The organism is Sphingobium sp. YR768 (assembly GCF_900111125.1).
Lineage (GTDB): Bacteria > Pseudomonadota > Alphaproteobacteria > Sphingomonadales > Sphingomonadaceae > Sphingobium.
The window spans coordinates 21,385-39,179 of record NZ_FOGE01000018.1; the positions used below are offsets into that span (position 1 = coordinate 21,385).

Sequence of the window (17,795 nt, forward strand, 5' to 3'; positions counted from 1 at the left end):
TTGGGGTGGGCGCCCATCCGCATCTTATGCTTCGCCCCCCACGGACTCTGGCTGTGGCAAAATGGACCCTGAAACAAGTTCAGGGTGACGACAGTGGATGGGCCGCCCCAATATGCGATCAAGGGGATCGGCGCGCTCATATCAAAGCTGGAAATTCTCGCCCAGATAAAGGCGGCGGACGTCGGCATTGGCGACCAGTTCGGTCGGGCTGCCGGCGAACAGCACCTGACCGCTGTAGATGATGCAGGCGCGGTCGACGATTTCCAGCGTCTCGCGGACATTATGGTCGGTGATCAGCACGCCGATGCCGCGCGTCTTGAGATCCTTCACCAGATCGCGAATGTCGGCGATGGAGAGCGGATCGATGCCGGCAAAGGGTTCGTCCAGCAGCACGATGGACGGGTTGGCCGCCAGCGCCCGGGCGATCTCGCAGCGGCGGCGTTCACCGCCCGACAGCGCCATCGCCGCCGAATCGCGCAGCCGCGCCAGTCCGAACTCGGACAATAGCTGTTCCAGCCGCGCTTCCCGCGCTGCCTTGTCCGGTTCGGCCAGTTCCAGCACCGCGCCGATATTCTGCGCCACCGTCATGCTGCGGAAGATGGAGGTTTCCTGCGGCAGATAGCCCAGGCCCAGGATCGCGCGGCGATACATGGGCAGGTTGGTGATATCCTGTCCGTCGAGCACGATCCGGCCATGGTCCGGGCGCACCAGCCCCATCACCGAATAGAAGCAGGTCGTCTTGCCCGCGCCATTGGGGCCGAGCAGGCCGACCACTTCGCCCTTGCCCACGGTCAGCGACACATCGGTCAGCACCGCGCGCTTGTCATAGCTTTTCGCGATTGAAATGACCGACAGGCCTTCGCCCACTTCCTGCGGGATTTGCGGCCGGGTGGCCTCCGTCCTGTCCTGGGTCGTCACGTCGTCCATTCGTTCATCCTTGCAGCCAGTCGACCCTGTGCGGGGGAATTGGGTCGCGCGCGGCTATTTGGCAAGCTTTGTGCATGGGAATGCCGCCGGGGCAAGGAGAAAATTGGTGCGGCGCACCCGGAACGGGACCGGATGGGGGGCGTTCGCCCTATCGGACGGGAAGCGCCGTTTCATATTTGGTGGTCGACAAAGCGAATTGGGAAGAGGCGCCCGCGACCGAGGGATGTTTGAGCAGGGTGCGCATCAGGAAATGCTCATAGTCGGCGACGTCCGACGCCACGACCCGCATCAGATAATCCCACTCGCCCGACATGGAATAGCATTCCATCACCTGTTCATGGCCGCGCACGAAATCCTCGAAGGCGGCGATCGCCTCGCCCGAAAATTCCTTCATGCGGACATGGCACAGCACGATGACGCCCTGACCCAGAGCATGGGGATCGGCGAGCCACACCGCGCGGCGAAGCAGGCCCTGATCCTGCAACGCGCGGACCCGGCGCCAGCAGGACGGGCCGGTGCTGCCCACCCGATCGGCCAGTTCTGCATTGCTGAGCGTGGCGTCCCGCTGCAACTCCGTGAGAATACGGCGGTCGAGGGCATCGAGGGTGGAAAGATTGGTCATGAAATAATGCTATCATGAGAGATATGTTCGGTCATGCGGCGTGTGTCGCTCATACAGGGTCGTCATTGCGAGCGCAGTGAAGCAATCCACGGCGCACCATTGGATTGCTTCGCTCCGCTCGCAATGACGGGGTGGATCGAGGCAAGGCTGCCCAAGTCAATGGCGTCGGAACGGAACCGTTCCGGTCTGTTTAGACCACCTGCGGCGCATCGGGGTAGGCGGGCAGGACTGGTCCCAGCGCTTCTTGCAGCGGGGTCAGCCATGGCGCGAAATGGCGCCAGTGGTCGACGCCGTCGGTGTAGATGGGCTGGCGCACCTGTTCGGAACTGGCGGTGCGCACGGCGCGCTTGTTGCGCCAGAAGGACAGGCAGGCCTCCTCGAACGGCAGGCCCAGATGATCGAGCAGGCGTGCGACTTCGCCCGGCGTGTCGGCGACCATGCGTTCGTAGAACAGGCGATGGACCCGGCCGGGTAGGGCCGCGTCGAAATCCGCCATCAGGCCGACATAGGCGCGATAATAAAGGCCAATATCGGTCAGGTCGTAGGTGAAGGACTGGCCGCGCGCGAAATGCTGTTTCCAGCCCGAGAAACAGCAGCCCATCGGGTGACGGCGCGCGTCGATGATCCTTGCATTGGGCAGGATCAACTGGATCAGGCCGACATGCTGCCAGTTGTTGGGCAGCTTATCGATGAAATGGGGCTTGTCGCTCTGGCGGTGGATGCGGGTGCGGTCGAGATATTCCTCGCCCAGCCGGGTTCGGTCAGCGGGGGTGAGGGACGCGATCATCGTGGCGAAATCGGCAAATTCGCCGTCGTCTACGCGCGATTGCAGGCGGCCGGCGATCGCCATCAGATCGGGCAATTCCATCGTGCCTTCGACCTGGCTGTGGCTGGAGAGGATCTGTTCGACCAAAGTCGATCCGGAACGGGGCAGGCCGACGATGAAGATCGGGTCGGGCGCGGGGCAGCCGCCGGGGCCGCTGGCGGCCAGGACGGGCGCGGTGAAGGCGGCGGCGGTCGCCTGCACCTCAGCGGCGAAGCTGTCGGCATCGTGCAGAACCATCGTCCGGCGCAGGCGGTTGCCCCGGTCATAATGGGCGAAGGCGGCGGGATAGTCGCCCGCATCCTCCAGCGCCTTGCCGAGTGAGAAATGGAGGTGGAAAATATCCTCCGCGCGGCTTTCCGCCTCCGGTTCCAGCGTGGCGAGCGCCTGTTCCATCGTCGCGATATCGGCGTGGTCGAGCGTCACCGTTTTGAGGTTGGCAAGGCTCCACCAGGCTTCGCCCATGGTCGGCTGATGCCCGACCGCCTGACGATAGGCGTGGACGGCGTCGCTCTGCTCGCCCAGCGTTTTCAGCGCATGGCCGAGATTTTGCCAGACCTGCGGCTGGTCCGCCTTGGCCGCCAGCAGCCTTTCATAGATCAGCTTCGCGCCGGTCTGGTCGCCCAGTCGCACCAGCACCGATGCCTTGAGCAGGGCGTAACCCGGATTGGGGATCGGGGAGGATTGCAGGATTTCGGCATGGTCGAGCGCTTGCGACAGGCTGTTGGTCTGGAGCAGCAGGCGGACGAGGAAGTCGCGGGCGAGATCGAAGCCGGGGGCGCTCTCTACCGCGTGGCGCACCTGTTCCAGCGCCGCCGTCATGTCGCCGCGCCGCCAGAGGATTTCGCCGCGCAGGCGGATGGCGGGCGGATCGTCGCGGCTGGCGAGCATCGCTTCGGCTTCATCCAGCCGCTCTTCGCGCATGGCGACCGCCGCTTCCAGCAGGGCGCGGTCGCGGGTCGAGGCGTGGATGCCTGACAGGTCGGCGCGCCAGGCGTCCTGATCCCGCCCCGCTTTGCGCAACTGGGTGGCGAGCAGGAACCAGCCGGATGCGACGCCGGGTTGCTGCCGGGTCAGGCTGTCGAGGGCGGCGATTGCGCGGCCGGTGTCGCCTGCCTCGTCCGCCGCCTGCGCCAGTTCCCATAGCACGGCGGGGATGCGCGCCTCCGTACGGGCAAGGGCGGTGAGGCGGGCCAGCGCGGCCTGTGTCTGGCCCAGACGGCGCAGCGCCTGACAGGCGATCAGTTCGGCGGGGGGCAGGCCGCGCGCCTGCCGCAGGATCGCTTCGGCCTGTGCCAGCGCGCGCGCAGGTTCCGTGTCCAGATGGCGCGCCGCCTGCCCCAGCGCCTGCTGCATCGTGGCGGAACCGGAGAGCGTGCCGACGCTTGCCATCATGTCCTAATTTCCTTCCGCATCGCACCATGAACAGGATTTTGCAGCCGCGCAATGATGCTGTTGGAAGGCCCCAAATTAAGCTGTTGACTCCTGCCTGCGTAACAGCATTATCAAAGTTGGACGAGCGTCATGGAATGACGGAAGTTCAAGGGGTTTAAAGAGACATTGATAAAGCCGCGTCGTGGTGCGGCAGGCTCGGAAGCAGGGATTTGCTTCCGGCTGCGGGAGCATGTGCTCTTGCGGCGGCCGGGATCGAACATGTCCGCAAGGGCAGGGTGCATTGCGTCATAAGCACACGGGCAAACCGTGGGATGGGAGAGCGACAAGGGAGGCTTCGTTTCTACAGGGGGAGTCCAGATAATATGAGAAGCCAGTCTCATCGCCGGTCGCATTTGATGAAGATACTGGGCGTGACCACCATCCTGGCGGGGCTTGGTTCCCCCGGTATGGCATCAGCGCAGGAACCCGCCGGAACGACCGCGCCGCAGGCCGCCGAAGAGCAGGGCCTGGGCGAAATCGTGGTGACGGCGACGCGCAGCGCGCAGAGCATCCAGAAAGTCCCGATTTCCATGCAGGCGCTGGGCGCCGAAGTGCTGTCGCAGCGGCAGGTCAAGGGACTGAGCGATTTTGCCGCGCTGCTGCCGTCCGTGTCGTTCGAGGGCATCGGGCCGGGCCGCAACACCGCCTTCTTCCGCGGCATCGTGCCGGCGGGCGGCGCCTATGCCTCGGTCGGCTATTATCTGCACGATATCCCCATCACCGGGACGCAAGTGCCCGATATCCATGCCTATGACATGGAGCGCGTGGAGGCGCTGTCCGGGCCGCAGGGCACGCTCTATGGTGCCGGGTCATTGTCGGGCACGATCCGCCTGATCACCAACAAGCCCAATCTGGACAAGTTCGAATTCGGTTATGACGTCGAAGCCAATAAATATGGCAAGGGCGATTTCGGCGGGCAGATCGAATCCTATGTCAACGTGCCGGTCAGCGATACGCTGGCGATCCGCGCCATGGGCTATTACCGGCGCGATGGCGGCTATATCGACAATAAGCCTAACAACGGCACGCTGAACAATGGCGATCCGGCCGTCTATAATCTGGGCGATACCAACCCGCTGACCTTCTATAATCTCGACAATAGCGACATCGCCAAGGACGACTATAACACGATCAAGGAATTTGGCGGGCGCCTGCAATTGCTGTGGGAGCCGGTCGACGGATGGTCGTTCAACCCGTCCATCACCGCGCAGAAGCAGGTCGCGAACGGCTATTTCGGCTATGATCCGCGCGTCGGCGATCTGGAAGTCCATGACTATGACCAGACGAAGAATGACGACCGCTGGTATCAGGCGGCGCTGTCGATCCACGGCCATATCGGCGATTTCGAGGTGGTTTCGGCCACCGGTTACTTCAAGCGGCGCACCCGCACGCTGAACGACTATACCTATTACACCGTCACCTATGACGGCTTTGGCGGCGGCTATGAAAGCTATCTGCAATTTTTCGATGCGGCCGGTTGTACCGGGTCGGGCGACAGCCTGAAATGCACCACCCTGCTCGATCCGACGCAATATTATCATGCCAATACCAAACGGAACAAATTCACGCAGGAATTGCGCATTTCCACGCCGAAGAGCTGGCCGTTCGACGTGACGATCGGCGGTTTCTATCAGCGGCAGTCGAACAAGCTGAACACCTATTATGCGATCCGCGGGCTGGAAAATGTCGTGGGCTATACCGCGGCCTGCGCCTATTCGGTGGTCGAGGATGTCTGCGACGGCAATGAAACCACGTTGGACGGCTTTGGCATTCCGGAGTCCGCTGGCGGCACGATGGTCGTCGGCAACCCGGCGGCGAAGGGCGATGGCTATTATATCGTCGAACAGAACCAGCTTTATCATGACAAGGCGATCTTCGCCGAAGGCCATTACAACATCACGCCGACCGTGAAGGTGACGGGCGGCGTCCGCTATTTCTGGACGGATTATTCGGTCGTCGGCTTTGCCGGTGTGGCGGCGTCGGCAGCAGGTGTAGGATGCGAAACCCCCTTGCCGGCCGATCAGCGCTTGACCTGCCTCAACACCAATCCGCTCGCGGATGACCGGACGGGTCGCTACAAGGAAAATGGCGAAACCCACAAGGTCGCGGTCGACTGGCAAATCACGCCCGACAAGATGATCTATGCCAATTATTCGACCGGCTTCCGCCCTGGTGGTTTCAACCGGCCGCTGCGTATTCGCGCCACGGCGACGAAGCCATCCTTCCTGGCTGAAGTTCCCTCGTTCGAATCGGAAACGCTGACCAATTATGAGCTGGGCGTGAAAACGACCTGGAACAATATCTTCCGCCTGAACGCCGCCATCTACTTCGAAAAGTGGAACAATATCCAGTATGGCGTGGTCGTTGCCGGTGCGCAGGGCGCGGGCATGACCGGCAATGCGGGCAAGGCGGAAGTGAGGGGCATCGAATATGATGCCAGCCTGAAGCTGGGCAAGATCACCATCAGTTCGTCGGGCGCCTTTAATGACGCAAAGCTGAAGGGCGATTTCTGCAATTTCGCGGTCAATGCCGAAACAGAGTCCATTTCGCAGTTGTCGACCTGTTCGCAGGGCACCTTCACTGAAGGCAATCCGCCGATTCCGACGGTTGCGGCGGATGATGGCACGCGCTTGCCACGACAGCCCCGGTTCAAGGGCACGACATCGATCCGCTACGATACGATGCTGGGCGACTATAGCGGCTTCCTTCAGGGGGCGGCGCTCTACCAGACCGGGGCGACGCAGGATCTGAACGTCAACGCCAACGAATTGCTGGGCAGCACGAAGGGCTTCATCAGCTTCGATTTCTCCGGCGGGATCAAGAAGGACAACTGGACGCTCAGCTTCTTCCTGCAAAACGCCTTCGACAAGCGCGGGCAGTTGACCAAGAATACCTTCTGCTCGATCGACTTCTGCGCCAATTCCTCACGTACCTTCACGATCAAGCCGCAATTTTTCGGCCTGCGTTTCGGCCAGAAATTCTGAGCTTGCCGGGATGGGGTATGCGTGCCGCCGCTGGACCGGGAGGTCCGGCGGCGGTTTGCATTTGGGGCAATGGGGCATGGGAGTGATCGGTTTAAGCGGAAGCGGCTGATCGCTGGAGTGGCGCTGTAGGGAGTGCATATTGTTCACGCGGAGGCGCGAAGACGCGGAGGGGTTGCGCAAACCCTCCGCGTCTTCGCGCCTCCGCGTGAATCGAAAGGAAGGAAAATTCGCGCAGAGGCGCAGAGAGGGATGCCATTCTCGCTCTGCGTTTTCTATTCATTTGGCGCAGAGCGACAGCTCTTCTGACGTTGGACGGCCAAGTCAAGGTGTTTGAATGCGGTCATGTGTTTAGCTCAGTTTGACGACTCTGATGGTCAGCGATTACCCCACACATCTGCATCAATCAGCCTTAACCACCCTCTCAATCACGCCCAGCGGTGGCAGTGACAACATTTTGCGAGCCAACGAAAGCAATTCGCCGCGTGAGTTGATCGCACAATAACGAGTTAACCAGATATCGAGACCCTTGGCCTGAAGTTGCGTTCCGGTAGGACAACGCTGCTGTAGCACAGTGAACCGCTCAATCATGGCCTCCTCTGGCTGGCGTGCTAGCAGTGTGTATTCACTTCCGGGGACAGTTCCCTTTTGGAGAGCCCATAGCTCCCATTTAGTTGAGCCTTTTCGGGTTGTTCCTAGCCGGACAAAGAAGCCATATTCCCATTTGGCTTCATCTAAATCAGCCTGCTCACTGGAAGTTCGCATAATTGCGGCACAGTGGAAAACGCCATAGTTGGCAAAGCTTTCCCAGCGTTCCTCCGCAGAATCGCTATCTGGGTTCGGAGTGAAGTGCCAATCACCAAATGCGACACGGGATGTGCATCCAAAGTCATCACCCGATGAGAAACTTCGTGGCCAAGTCTGCTCCCAATCGAAGGTGTAAAGCGGCAAGGTGGAATGGATGCGCTCGGCGATCATCTCATCATCTTCTGTGGCTAGCACCGGAGATGCAAGCTGAGTGAAAGCCGCTATTCCTACTGCCATCGTCCATGCACGTAGATGTTTCATGCAGCCTCCCCGCTCACAATGTTTGAACCAACAGGGGGGTGACCGCAATGGGGTCGGCTGCCGACAATATCAGGTTGGCAACGGTAGCTATCGCATTTTCTGCGCCGAAAGCGGCCCGTCGCCTTCCCTCCCCAATTCAGCTTTGCCGTCCCTGACCGCCTTATCCCTTCTGTCCCGGATAGAGCAGGCGGAGGGAAGCGGGGGCTTTGCAGGTGCGGATGGCGGATTCGACCTGGCTGGCGCGTTCGGCGCTCAGCGTGGTGGTGGAGAGGGCATGCTGCCGTTCGCGCGCGACTTCGTCGGCGGTGAAGGGGGCGGCGCCCTGCGGCGCGCTGGCGCCGCCCAGGCCGAAGACGACATAGTTCATCATGTCGGCCAGTTGCTGATTATCCTTGATCCGGCTGTTGGCGACATTGGGCAGGCGGATGAGATAGGCGCGGGCCTGTGGCGTGCAGAGGAACCAGCCGACCCGGCCGCGCAATTCGGGGAGTTGCGCGGGCGCGGTGCTGCCGTTCACGCCATGGCAGCCAGCGCATTGTTCGACATAGTCGGCGCGGGCCATGTCTGGGTCGGTGATCGCGGAGGGCAGCAGGCCCATCGGCGGCAGCGCGGCGCGCAGGCCCACGGTCGCGCCGAGCAGGAGCAGGGCGGCGCCGACGAGTGGGCGGAACAGGCGGGAAACCGGGGCCGACATTCTTCTTATCTACTCACACCATCCGTTCGCCCTGAGCCTGTCCTGAGCGACGCCGCAGGGGGCTGTACTTCTTTTTAGAACAGGACAGGGCTTCGACAGGCTCTCCTGAGCGAAGTCGAAGGGCCGAACGGGTGTTATTCAAAGCACAATGCTCCGACTTCCTCGACTTCGCTCGAAGCGAACGAAGACATGATGACGGCCTCAGCTTGCGGCGCCCACCAGCACGGCGGTCGAGCAATGATATTCCATGCTGGTCGTGCCGAAGCACCAGATCACGTCATTGTTGAGCTGGGGCATGTAGAGTTGGGTTTCGCGGTCGGTATTGTCGCAGCCGCACTGGCCGCAAGCGGGTTTGCCGCAGCAGTCGCGATAGGCGATCAGATAGGCCTTGCCATCGTCCGGGTTGATGCAGGTGCCGACCCAGCTGACCGGGGACGGCTCCGCGCCCGGCGGGCAGCTATGGATGCCGCCGCCGCAGCAGGTGCACAGCGCCCCGTCGATCGCGCAATAGCGCCAATAGTCGCACTTGGTTTCGTCCTTGGTCTGGGCGGTGCGGGCGAAATTGGTCTTCGCCTCGGGCGATCGGTCGGGCTTGGCCGCCTCGGCCCGGCTGACCGGCAGCAACGGGAAGGCGGGGGCGGCCACCAGTGCGGCCCCCAGCCGCGTCAGCATCGATCGGCGCGAGGAACCGCCGGCGAATTTGCGCAGCAGCTTTTCCCCCAGCGCATCGGCATTGAACTTTTTCATCGGTCTTGCCCCCACTTGCTATTTTACGCCGCCTGCGCCTTCAGGCTGCCGATATAATCCTGCACCGTGTTGATGCCCATTTCATGCGCGATGATCAGGCTTTCCAGATGCTCGCGGCTGTTGACCAGCCCCTTGGACAGGATCGCGCCTTCACCGTCCAGCAGCACCGCGAAGGGCAGCTTGGCGACGCCATAGGCCTGGCCGACTTCGGGGCCATTGACGAAGGCATAGCCGTCCAGCCCGTGCTGCGCGATCATCGCGCGCTGGGCGGCGACATCATCATCGCCCACGAAGGTCAGGGCGACGCGCTCGGCATGGGCGAAGCTGGTCGCCATCGGGATCACCGCCTTGCACAGCGGGCATTGGGCGGAGACGAACAGCAGCAGGCGCAGCTTCGCGCCATGGGCATGGCCGCCGATGGTCACGGGCTTGCCGTTGAGGTCCAGCGTGGCGATCGGGCCGGTGGCGCTGCCCACGGTCGGGCCGCCGGCGGTGGCGAGCGCGCCGGCCGGAGCGACGCGGATGTGCAGCACGCCGACCTGCCGGGCCAGCGCCAGCAGCGCGACGATCAGGCCGATGATGACGATCCAGGAGACGATCTGCGAAAGGATGAGCGAGGTCAGCATATTATCTCCGATGGAGGGGAGAAGCGGTCAGTGCGGACAGCGACTGGAACAGCAGGCAGAGCAGCGCGATGGCGATGCCGCCGGCCAGCGCTGTAGCCATATCCATCGCGGTGAAGGATGGCGTGAAGGCGAGGCGCAGGCCGAGCAAAGCGGCGAGCGCGGCATTGCGGGCGACCAGCGACCAGCCGATCGGGTGGCGCAGCGCGCCATGGCCGCAACCGCAATCGATATGTCCGCGTCCGCGCCGGATATTGACCGCCATCGCCCCGGCAAAGAGCAACAGCAGCGCCATGGCGATGACGACCGCCAGCGGGTGCAGCCCGATCAGCAGAGCGGCGCCGGTCGCGACCTCCACCAGCGGCAGCGCCATGGCGGCCGGGCCGACCAGCGATGCGGGCAGCAGGCGATAATTGGCGATCACGCCGGGCAGCAGGGCACGGTGCCGCCACTGGGCGATGCCGGCCGTCAGGAACAACAGGCCCACGGCCATGCAGCCGGTCAGACCGAACAGGGCCAGCATCTGCGTCAGCCCCGAAGCGGCCCCCGAAATGGCCATGCTCAATAGACCTCCGGCACGGTGATGGTGCTGCCGCCGGCCTTCTCGATCTTGTGCTTCTCCTCGCCGGTGGCGACGTCCAGTACCAGCGCCTCGCCCTTTTCGCCGTTCATGTAAAGCAGCGGCTTTTCGGTCTGCGACACTTCGATATTGTTCATCGGGTCTTTCAGCGTGAAGCGCTTCACGACCTTCTGCGCGGCGACATCGACCTGCCACACTTCGGTTCCGGATTCCTTGTGCGACCAATATTCGCCCTTGTGCATCAGCACGAACAGCGTGCCGGTGGCGCGGTGCAGCGCCATGGGCTGCCGCCCGCCGGGATACCAGTTGACGTCCAGCGGCTTGGAATCGCCGACGCGGACACCGGCGGCCGTCTGGATCGAGAAGGGCGCGGACACGGTGGGCGTGGCGCTGATCCGGGCGGTGTAGATCTGGCCGGTATAGGTCAGGAAAGTGCTGGTCTTCTTCTTGCGATCATAGGCAAAATTGTCGAAGATCGGGTCGTTGGTCGCGTCGAAGAAGGGGGCGGTATGGGTGATGTCCCCCTTCGTCCCCTTGATCGCGACGGTGGCGAGCGATCCGTCCGAACAGAGGGCGGAGAAGCCGACGCCGGGATTGGGCATCAGGCTGGCGCAGCCGGGCAGTTCGATCGCGGCGGTGAATTTCTTCTTGGCGAGGTCGACGATGTTCACGCCCGATGTCGGGCTGAAATCATAGACATAGGCGGTCTTGCCATCGTCGCTAACGATGAAATTATTCTTGCGTGATCCGATCAGGATACGGCCGGGCAGGGCGATTTCGGTGACGAGGTTTAGCGTCTTGCTGTCATAGACGGTCACCATATCCTGCCGGGTGCCGCGATCCCCCTTCGACCAGATGGTTTCGGCGACATAATAATATTGGCCGGCCGGATCGATCGCCATGTCGGCGAGGCGGCGGGTTTCGACCATGCCCTTCATCTTGCCGCTTTCGCCGTCGAAAATGCTGGTGCCCGGCATATCCCACCCGCCATCGACATAGAACCATCTCGGCCTGGGCGGGTCGATGGTCATGACATCGGATTCTTCCGGCTCCACCGACGCCTTGGTATCGGCAAGGTCGGCATGCGCGATGGCGGCGCTGCCCAGCAGGAGGGCAGAAAGGGCGGTGGCGAAAATCCTGCGACTGGTGGTCGACATGCTGGCTGATCCCCCTTGATGCCTGCTGCGTCGACGTCAAGTTTGACACTTGTCCAGATTCGGTCAAGGGGGTGAAACGGTCCGGCAACAAATAAATGTCGCGGCGCGATAGATGGTTAGGCGGGGTGGGCAAGTTTGGGACGAGGGAAAGCAGGTAGAAGCGGAAATGCGAGGCGATGATGTGCTCCTGCGAAAGCAGGAGCCTGGGGGCGACCTGACGCTTCATTGCCCTAGGTTCCTGCTTTCGCAGGAACACCATTGAGCCAGAGCGGACTTTCCCCAATCCACCCCAATCTGCCGTTTGACGGCGCCGCGCCGGCTAAGCCGGTTCGAGTTCTCGTACGGGGGCGAGGGCGGCGATTTCGCTGGAGGTCGCGGTGCGGGCCAGCAGGATGAGAGACTGCACAGCGAGGGCAGTGAAGGCTGGCATCCGGTCGGCCCAGGGCTTGCCATGGCCCAGGAATGGCGTGGCGCCCTCCATGGTCGCGCTGATGAACAGGGCGACGGTGCGGACATCATCGTCGGATAAATCGGGATTGATGGCGGCGACATATTCGCCGATTACGCCATGCACGCGCTCGTAAAAGGCCTGCACCCGGTCGGCGACGAATTCATCATGGTTGGCCAGCGCCCACAACTCGGTGAAGAGATGGGTGGTGCGCTTCGAACTGATATCGTCGAGGCACAGGATGATGACCAGCTTCAGCCGTTCTTCGGCGGTCAGGCCCGGCTTGCGCACCAGATCGTCCAGCATCTTGCCATAGCTGTCGACCAGTTCGTCCAGCAGCACCTGGATCAGCATTTCCTTGCGCGGGAAATGATAGCTGACATTGCCCACCTTCATGTCGCAGCGGGCGGCGATGCGGCGGATCGTGAAGGCGGCAGCCCCCTCGTCAATCAGCACGTCCAGTGCCGCCTTCAATATGGCGTCGACCGTTTCGGTGCCGCGGGCATAGATGCCGGGGCGGGAAGGGGCGAGGTGCTGCGTCATTTGCCTTGGGAGGCGGTGTAACATTGCTTGCCCGTGCTGGCCAGCAAAGATGGACCGGGGATGGAGGCTTCTTTCCGGTCCTTCGTTGTCTACCCTTCAAATAATTTGAATTCGGTCAGGCGTATGGCCTTGCCGGCAGGTTGGGTGAAGAGCAGGCGGAGCTTGCTGACCGGGCGTTTCGTCCAGTGGATGTCGGTCACGCCATTGGCGACCGGGCTGCCCTTGGGCGTGGCGATATCGCGCCAGTCGCTATCGACCCAGGCTTGCAGGCGATAGTCCTGCGGCACGGCGAACCCCTTGCCATCGGCGAAGAAGGCGAGTTCGGCGCGGCCAAGATCGACCGGCTTGCCAAGATCGATCGCATAATATTGTTGCGATGCGGCCGGGGTAGGGGCGGACGACCAGCCATTGGGCAGTTCGGAGAAGAACCAGACGCGCCCGTCGATCGCGTCATGGACATTTTCGGCGTCCGTGTTGCTGGACGCGGAGCCCATCGGGAACTGGCCGCGCACCAGCTGGACGGCGCGGTTGATCGGGCGGGCGATCGGCGGCGTGGCGACCCGCGCGACCGGCACCTCGACCCGGCCCAGCGTGTCGCGGCGGGCGACTTCGCGGCCGTCCACCTCGATCGCCAGGCCCTTGCCGCGTTTATAATGGCTGCCGTCTGCATCCCATGTCACGGCGACCTTGTGGCCATGATAGGGGACGTCCTGCACCCGGAACCAGGCGAGGGCCTGGGAATCGCGAGCGTCGGGCAGGAGGGGATTGACCTCCAGCACATCGTCGGCGCGGGGGCGGATGCCGACCAGACCGGTCAGGACCAGATCGTTGAAGCCGGAATGGAAATAATGATGGCTGCGATCGAGGCCGACGATCGGCTTGCCGGTTTCGGGGTGATAATCCTCCTCGATATCCAGCCGCCGGTCCTTGCCGCTGCCCTGATAATGGAGCGTGGCATATTGGCGCAGCAGGCGCATATAGGCGCTGCGGGTGACGGGGCCGTCCGCGCGGTAATGATCGAGCAGATTGGCCATGGCGTGCAGCACCTGCGTCGTCTGATAGGGCCAGACCGGGCCGTTCCACTGGCATTCGGGCGCATCACCCAGATAGCGATATTGCCGCATATAATATTCGTAATTCGCCTCGACCGTGCGCATGCCCGCCTTGCCGCCAAGCGAGGCGGGATCGAGCAGATGCGCCCAGGCGGCGGCATATTTCGCGTCGTCGGGGACGAGATCGAACATCCACGGCAGATAGCCGACCAGTTCGCGATTGCGGATCGGGTCCCAATAGTTGACGAAGTCGGTCTTCGACTGGTGGCGGTCGATGAAATGGCTGAGCCTGTCGCTCCACAGATCGGTCAGGACGCGCTTTTGCAGGGCCTCGGCGCGGGCGGCATAATTGGCGGCCATGGCCTTGTTGCCGGCCATCTCGGCCATTTTGGAAAGGGCGCGGGCATTGGCGAACATATAGCTGTTGACCGAGGGGCGGAAGGCGTCGCCGCCCCGGAACCCGTCCTTGCCGCCTGAGGCGTCGATCGAGGAGACGGTATATTCGGTCGCGTCGAGCAGAGGCTCCACGAAATAGAGGCCTTTGTCGAAGTCATATTTATCGTCCCACAGGCGATAGATATGGTTCATCACCGGCAGATGCTTCACCGCGTCGGCGCGATCGCCATCGACCAGATAGCGGCCCCATACGCTGTCGGCCATATGATCGGTGAAGTGGCGGTCATTGCCGCCGCTGCCATACATGAAGTTGATGTAGTCGTCGGCGAAGCGGCGATCATTGAGCCAGCGTCCTTCGCCGATATGGAAGCCGCTGGCGTCGTTCAGGCTGGCATAGGGATGGCGTTGCCAGTCGACATCGTCGAAAAATTCGGTGGTGATATAGCCTTCCGCGCCCAGATCGCGCTGATGCCCGCGATAGACCTGCCAGCGATAATAATAGACGGCATCGATGGCCGGATCAGCGGATTCGAAGAAGGGGATGCGGTCGCGATACCAGGGCGCGTCATTGTCGAAGCGCTGGGCGGCGATGGCGGCGGTGTCCATCGAGGGGGCCGGGGCGGTTGCGCCGATCCCCATCAGGGCGGCTCCCGCCAGCAGGACCATCTTCATCGCGCGCATCCGTCATCCCTCCTTTGGCAGAAACAAAATGGCGGCCGTAACGGGACTGGAGAGCATCCCGATACGGCCGCCATGTTATGGGGCACGGCGAGGAGACGCCGCGCCCCATGGGCACTCAGTCAAACTTGAAGCGGACGCCGACAGCAAAGGTCCGGTCGATCAGCAGCGTGCTGGAGTTGAACTCGGTCGGATTGCCGACATCGCCGAACTTGTAATAATTTTGCTGCTTCGCCTTGGTGATGTTCACCGCGTCGAAGGTGATGCCGATATCTTCGTTCACATTCAGGGTCAGCTGGAAGTCCAGGCTCTTTTCCGGGGCGCGCCACATGCCGATCGGGTTGGCGAAGGCGCGGGCTTCATTGTTGTTCAGGAAGCCCTTGCGCCAGATATAGGACAGGCGCGCGCCGACCGGACCCTTATCATAGGCCAGCGTGGCGTTGTAGGACAGCTTCGACACGCCGAAGAAGGCGGACTTGGCCGTGCCGGTGATTTCGCCAGCGTTGTTGACGACCGGGATCGTCTGTTCGGAGTCGAGGATCGTCGCACTGCCGGTGAAGCCCAGGCCGTCCAGGAAGGTGGGCAGATAAGACGGGAAGTAGGTAAGGCCCAGTTCCACACCCTTCAGCGTGCCGTTGGAGGCGTTTTCCGGCCGGGTGATGTTGAAATATTCGGTATAGGTTTCGTTGCGCGGCAGATAATTGTCCGGGATGAATTCGCGCACGGTCAGCGGGACGACCAGACCGTCGATCTTGCGCTGGAAGAGCGTCGCATAGATGGCGCTGTTGCGTTCGAAATACCATTCGAGCGCAAGGTCGATATTCTTCGAGTGGGTCGCCCGCAAATTGGGGTTGCCCGACGAACCGGTGCCAAAGCCGACGCGCGACAGGTCACCGCCCAGCGCCAGATTGGGGTTGAGATCGCCAAAGGCCGGACGGCGCAGCGTTTCGCCATAGTTGAAGCGGATGCGCAGATTGTCGGTGATATTGTAGCGCGCCGTGAAGGATGGCAGGAATTTCTGCGACCCGGTGGAGACGGTGGTCCGGGCGAAATCATTGCCGCGATCGAAATAGTCATAAAGGGTGTCGATCGCGACGAAGCGAACGCCACCTTGCACCTGGAGCGGACGGCCGAAGATTTCGGCTTCCCCATCGGCGACGATATAGGCGGCCAGATTGGTTTCGTTGATGCCGAAGACATGGCCGAAGGTCATTTCGTCCGACAACAGCAAGCCGGGCGCAACGGCACGGTAGAGCTGGCGGATGGCATCCTTGTTCATGCTGCGCGGATCGGCCAGCACCCAGCTGGTCGGAATATCGGCGCGACCGTCGAAGAAGCCGCTGTTGGTGAAGGGCGTGCCTTCGCCCAGTGCGTCGAGCGTAATGCCCAGACCGCCAGCGCCCTGATCGCGGATATAGCTGTCGGCATTGCGGTTGTCATAGCGGAACCCCGCCTTGATGCGGCGCAGGAAGCCTTCGTCCCACTTATATTCGCCGTCCAGCATCAGGGTCAGCGCGTTGCCGGTATTCTTCGTGCCGCTGTCGAAAAGATTGCCCACGGTCCACTTGCTGGCGTCGGTCAGGACTTCCTGATTGCCGAAGCTGTAGGAGGGCAGGCCGCCGCCGGCATTGAAATCGATGTCGAGGTCGAGCGGACCGCGATCCGTACGGATGGCGAAGAAGGAGGTTTCGTTCTTGCTGTCCTGATAAGCAACGTCGGCCGTGATCTTGCCGCGCTCGCCCACATCCCACTTGGCGTTCAACGCATAGACATAGCTGTCGGTCTTGTTGGTCGCCATGTCGCCGCTGTTGAAGCCGGCAACCGACCCCATCCGGCGCGACTTGATGATGTTCGTGCCATCATACAGTTCGAAGCTGTTGGCCACGTCGGCAGGCAGATCGCCCCACCAGTCGGCGAAGCTGAAGTGCAGGCTGTTGAAGGTTTCGCCCCGGAAGCCGGTGTAGAAGACTTCGGCGGTGTAGACCGAGCTGTCATTGGGCGCCCACTGGAGCGCGGCGTTGATCGAGGGGCGTTCGCGCTTGCCATAGAGGTCGGAGGCGATGACGGCGTCGCGGGACAGATAATAGGGGGTTTCCACGCCATTGATGTTCAGCGTGGAGCCCGGCGCGGTCGGCAGACCGGCGTCTAGGCCCGGCGTCCAGTTTTCGTTGATGGCGCCGGGGAAAATGCGCTGCAACGGGGTCAGGCCCGATCCTTCCGGCGGATTTTCGGTGGCGAACGGGATCATCGCGCCGGCCTGAAGATTCTGGTTGCGAAACTGGGCCTTGGTGTAGCTGCCGTTGATCAGGAAGCCGATGTCGCCGATGCCGGTTTCCCAACGGTCGCTGACGAGCAGGGCGACGTTCGGATTGAACTTGTCGGCCAGTTCCGAATAGACGCCGCGCGCCAGACCGGAGATGGTGAAACCGTCGAAATCGAGCGGACGGCGGGTTTGCACGTCGATCTGGCCGGCGAGCCCGTTTTCCAGCTGGTCGGCCGAGCGGGTCTTGTACACGTCGATCTGCTTGACGAGATTCGCGGAGATGTCCTGCAACGCGAAGGATGTGCCGGCGGCCGTGAAGATATTGCGGCCGTTGAGCGTGGTCAGCGGGTCGGTCAGGCCGCGGATCGAGATGGTGGCGGCTTCGCCACCGGCGCGGTCCGTGACCTGAATGCCGGTCACGCGCTGGAGCGCTTCGACGACATTATTGTCGGGCAGCTTGCCGACATCTTCCGACACGATCGAATCGACGATCTGGGTTGACTGCTTGCGGACGTTGAGCGCGCCGACGATGGAGGCGCGGACGCCCGTGACAACGATGTCTGCGGCTTCGTCATCGGCGACGGCCTGCGGCGCGGCGACGGCAGGCGTTTCCTGCGCGTGGGCGGCGCCTGCGAGCATCAATGCGAAAATGGAAGCGGAACCGAGCGCGATTGGCTTGATGGCCATTATACTATCCTCCCCTGGGCTGGCGCCATACGCCATGCATGAATTACTCGGACTAATTATTGCTCCGACAAA

At 62.3% G+C, this 17,795-nt stretch carries 13 protein-coding genes; 1 reads left to right on the forward strand and 12 read right to left on the reverse strand.

The genetic code is table 11. From position 1 onward, the window contains the following. Positions 1-141: 141 nt before the first annotated feature. The 3 genes from lptB to BMX92_RS18305 form a co-directional block, all read right to left on the reverse strand. Positions 142-927, reverse strand: a complete 786-nt coding sequence (lptB, locus tag BMX92_RS18295) for an LPS export ABC transporter ATP-binding protein (RefSeq protein ID WP_093019148.1) — start codon at positions 925-927, stop codon at positions 142-144. Positions 928-1,075: 148 nt separating this feature from the next. Next, positions 1,076-1,549 (reverse strand): Lrp/AsnC family transcriptional regulator, encoded by a 474-nt coding sequence (locus tag BMX92_RS18300; protein WP_093019150.1) that lies wholly within the window; start codon positions 1,547-1,549, stop codon positions 1,076-1,078. Between the two features lie 190 nt (positions 1,550-1,739). Then, positions 1,740-3,764 (reverse strand): tetratricopeptide repeat-containing sulfotransferase family protein, encoded by a 2,025-nt coding sequence (locus BMX92_RS18305; protein ID WP_093019278.1) that lies wholly within the window; start codon positions 3,762-3,764, stop codon positions 1,740-1,742. 365 nt (positions 3,765-4,129) lie between these two features. On the opposite strand from BMX92_RS18305, the gene BMX92_RS18310 reads away from it, so the two are divergent. Beyond that, positions 4,130-6,790 carry a TonB-dependent receptor gene (locus BMX92_RS18310; RefSeq protein ID WP_256213496.1) on the forward strand — a complete coding sequence of 887 codons (2,661 nt, stop codon included), beginning with the start codon at positions 4,130-4,132 and terminating at the stop codon, positions 6,788-6,790. 399 nt (positions 6,791-7,189) lie between these two features. Here the strand turns inward: BMX92_RS18310 and BMX92_RS26995 are convergent, their stop codons facing one another. The 9 genes from BMX92_RS26995 to BMX92_RS18350 form a co-directional block, all read right to left on the reverse strand. Then, on the reverse strand, positions 7,190-7,855 hold the full coding sequence (locus tag BMX92_RS26995; protein WP_143066822.1) for a hypothetical protein: 666 nt from the start codon (positions 7,853-7,855) through the stop codon (positions 7,190-7,192). A gap of 160 nt (positions 7,856-8,015) precedes the next feature. Continuing rightward, complete coding sequence (locus tag BMX92_RS18315) at positions 8,016-8,549, reverse strand: cytochrome C (protein WP_177185129.1); 534 nt, start codon at positions 8,547-8,549, stop codon at positions 8,016-8,018. A 201-nt stretch (positions 8,550-8,750) separates the two neighbouring features. Further along, positions 8,751-9,296: a methylamine dehydrogenase light chain gene (locus BMX92_RS18320; protein WP_093019154.1), complete on the reverse strand. Its 546-nt coding sequence runs from the start codon at positions 9,294-9,296 to the stop codon at positions 8,751-8,753. A gap of 23 nt (positions 9,297-9,319) precedes the next feature. Next, complete coding sequence (locus tag BMX92_RS18325) at positions 9,320-9,922, reverse strand: methylamine utilization protein MauD (RefSeq protein ID WP_093019156.1); 603 nt, start codon at positions 9,920-9,922, stop codon at positions 9,320-9,322. Position 9,923: 1 nt separating this feature from the next. Beyond that, positions 9,924-10,478 (reverse strand): MauE/DoxX family redox-associated membrane protein, encoded by a 555-nt coding sequence (locus tag BMX92_RS18330; protein ID WP_093019158.1) that lies wholly within the window; start codon positions 10,476-10,478, stop codon positions 9,924-9,926. A gap of 2 nt (positions 10,479-10,480) precedes the next feature. Further along, positions 10,481-11,656, reverse strand: coding sequence for an amine dehydrogenase large subunit (locus BMX92_RS18335; RefSeq protein ID WP_093019160.1), 1,176 nt, complete (start codon positions 11,654-11,656; stop codon positions 10,481-10,483). A gap of 319 nt (positions 11,657-11,975) precedes the next feature. Then, a complete protein-coding gene (locus tag BMX92_RS18340) occupies positions 11,976-12,647 on the reverse strand; it encodes a TetR/AcrR family transcriptional regulator (protein WP_093019162.1) in 672 nt (223 codons plus the stop codon). Between the two features lie 89 nt (positions 12,648-12,736). Continuing rightward, positions 12,737-14,776, reverse strand: a complete 2,040-nt coding sequence (locus tag BMX92_RS18345; protein WP_093019164.1) for an MGH1-like glycoside hydrolase domain-containing protein — start codon at positions 14,774-14,776, stop codon at positions 12,737-12,739. A gap of 115 nt (positions 14,777-14,891) precedes the next feature. After that, positions 14,892-17,723 (reverse strand): TonB-dependent receptor, encoded by a 2,832-nt coding sequence (locus BMX92_RS18350; RefSeq protein ID WP_093019166.1) that lies wholly within the window; start codon positions 17,721-17,723, stop codon positions 14,892-14,894. Between the last annotated feature and the right edge of the window lie 72 nt (positions 17,724-17,795).

Bases quoted from the DNA above. Each gene is read 5' to 3' on its own strand.
- BMX92_RS26995 (WP_143066822.1), bottom strand. From the start codon at position 7,855: ATGAAACATCTACGTGCATGGACGATGGCAGTAGGAATAGCGGCTTTC.
- BMX92_RS18350 (WP_093019166.1), bottom strand. From the start codon at position 17,723: ATGGCCATCAAGCCAATCGCGCTCGGTTCCGCTTCCATTTTCGCATTG.
- BMX92_RS18315 (WP_177185129.1), bottom strand. From the start codon at position 8,549: ATGTCGGCCCCGGTTTCCCGCCTGTTCCGCCCACTCGTCGGCGCCGCC.
- BMX92_RS18340 (WP_093019162.1), bottom strand. From the start codon at position 12,647: ATGACGCAGCACCTCGCCCCTTCCCGCCCCGGCATCTATGCCCGCGGC.
- BMX92_RS18300 (WP_093019150.1), bottom strand. From the start codon at position 1,549: ATGACCAATCTTTCCACCCTCGATGCCCTCGACCGCCGTATTCTCACG.
- BMX92_RS18335 (WP_093019160.1), bottom strand. From the start codon at position 11,656: ATGTCGACCACCAGTCGCAGGATTTTCGCCACCGCCCTTTCTGCCCTC.
- lptB (WP_093019148.1), bottom strand. From the start codon at position 927: ATGGACGACGTGACGACCCAGGACAGGACGGAGGCCACCCGGCCGCAA.
- BMX92_RS18325 (WP_093019156.1), bottom strand. From the start codon at position 9,922: ATGCTGACCTCGCTCATCCTTTCGCAGATCGTCTCCTGGATCGTCATC.
- BMX92_RS18320 (WP_093019154.1), bottom strand. From the start codon at position 9,296: ATGAAAAAGTTCAATGCCGATGCGCTGGGGGAAAAGCTGCTGCGCAAA.
- BMX92_RS18310 (WP_256213496.1), top strand. From the start codon at position 4,130: ATGAGAAGCCAGTCTCATCGCCGGTCGCATTTGATGAAGATACTGGGC.
- BMX92_RS18330 (WP_093019158.1), bottom strand. From the start codon at position 10,478: ATGGCCATTTCGGGGGCCGCTTCGGGGCTGACGCAGATGCTGGCCCTG.
- BMX92_RS18345 (WP_093019164.1), bottom strand. From the start codon at position 14,776: ATGCGCGCGATGAAGATGGTCCTGCTGGCGGGAGCCGCCCTGATGGGG.
- BMX92_RS18305 (WP_093019278.1), bottom strand. From the start codon at position 3,764: ATGGCAAGCGTCGGCACGCTCTCCGGTTCCGCCACGATGCAGCAGGCG.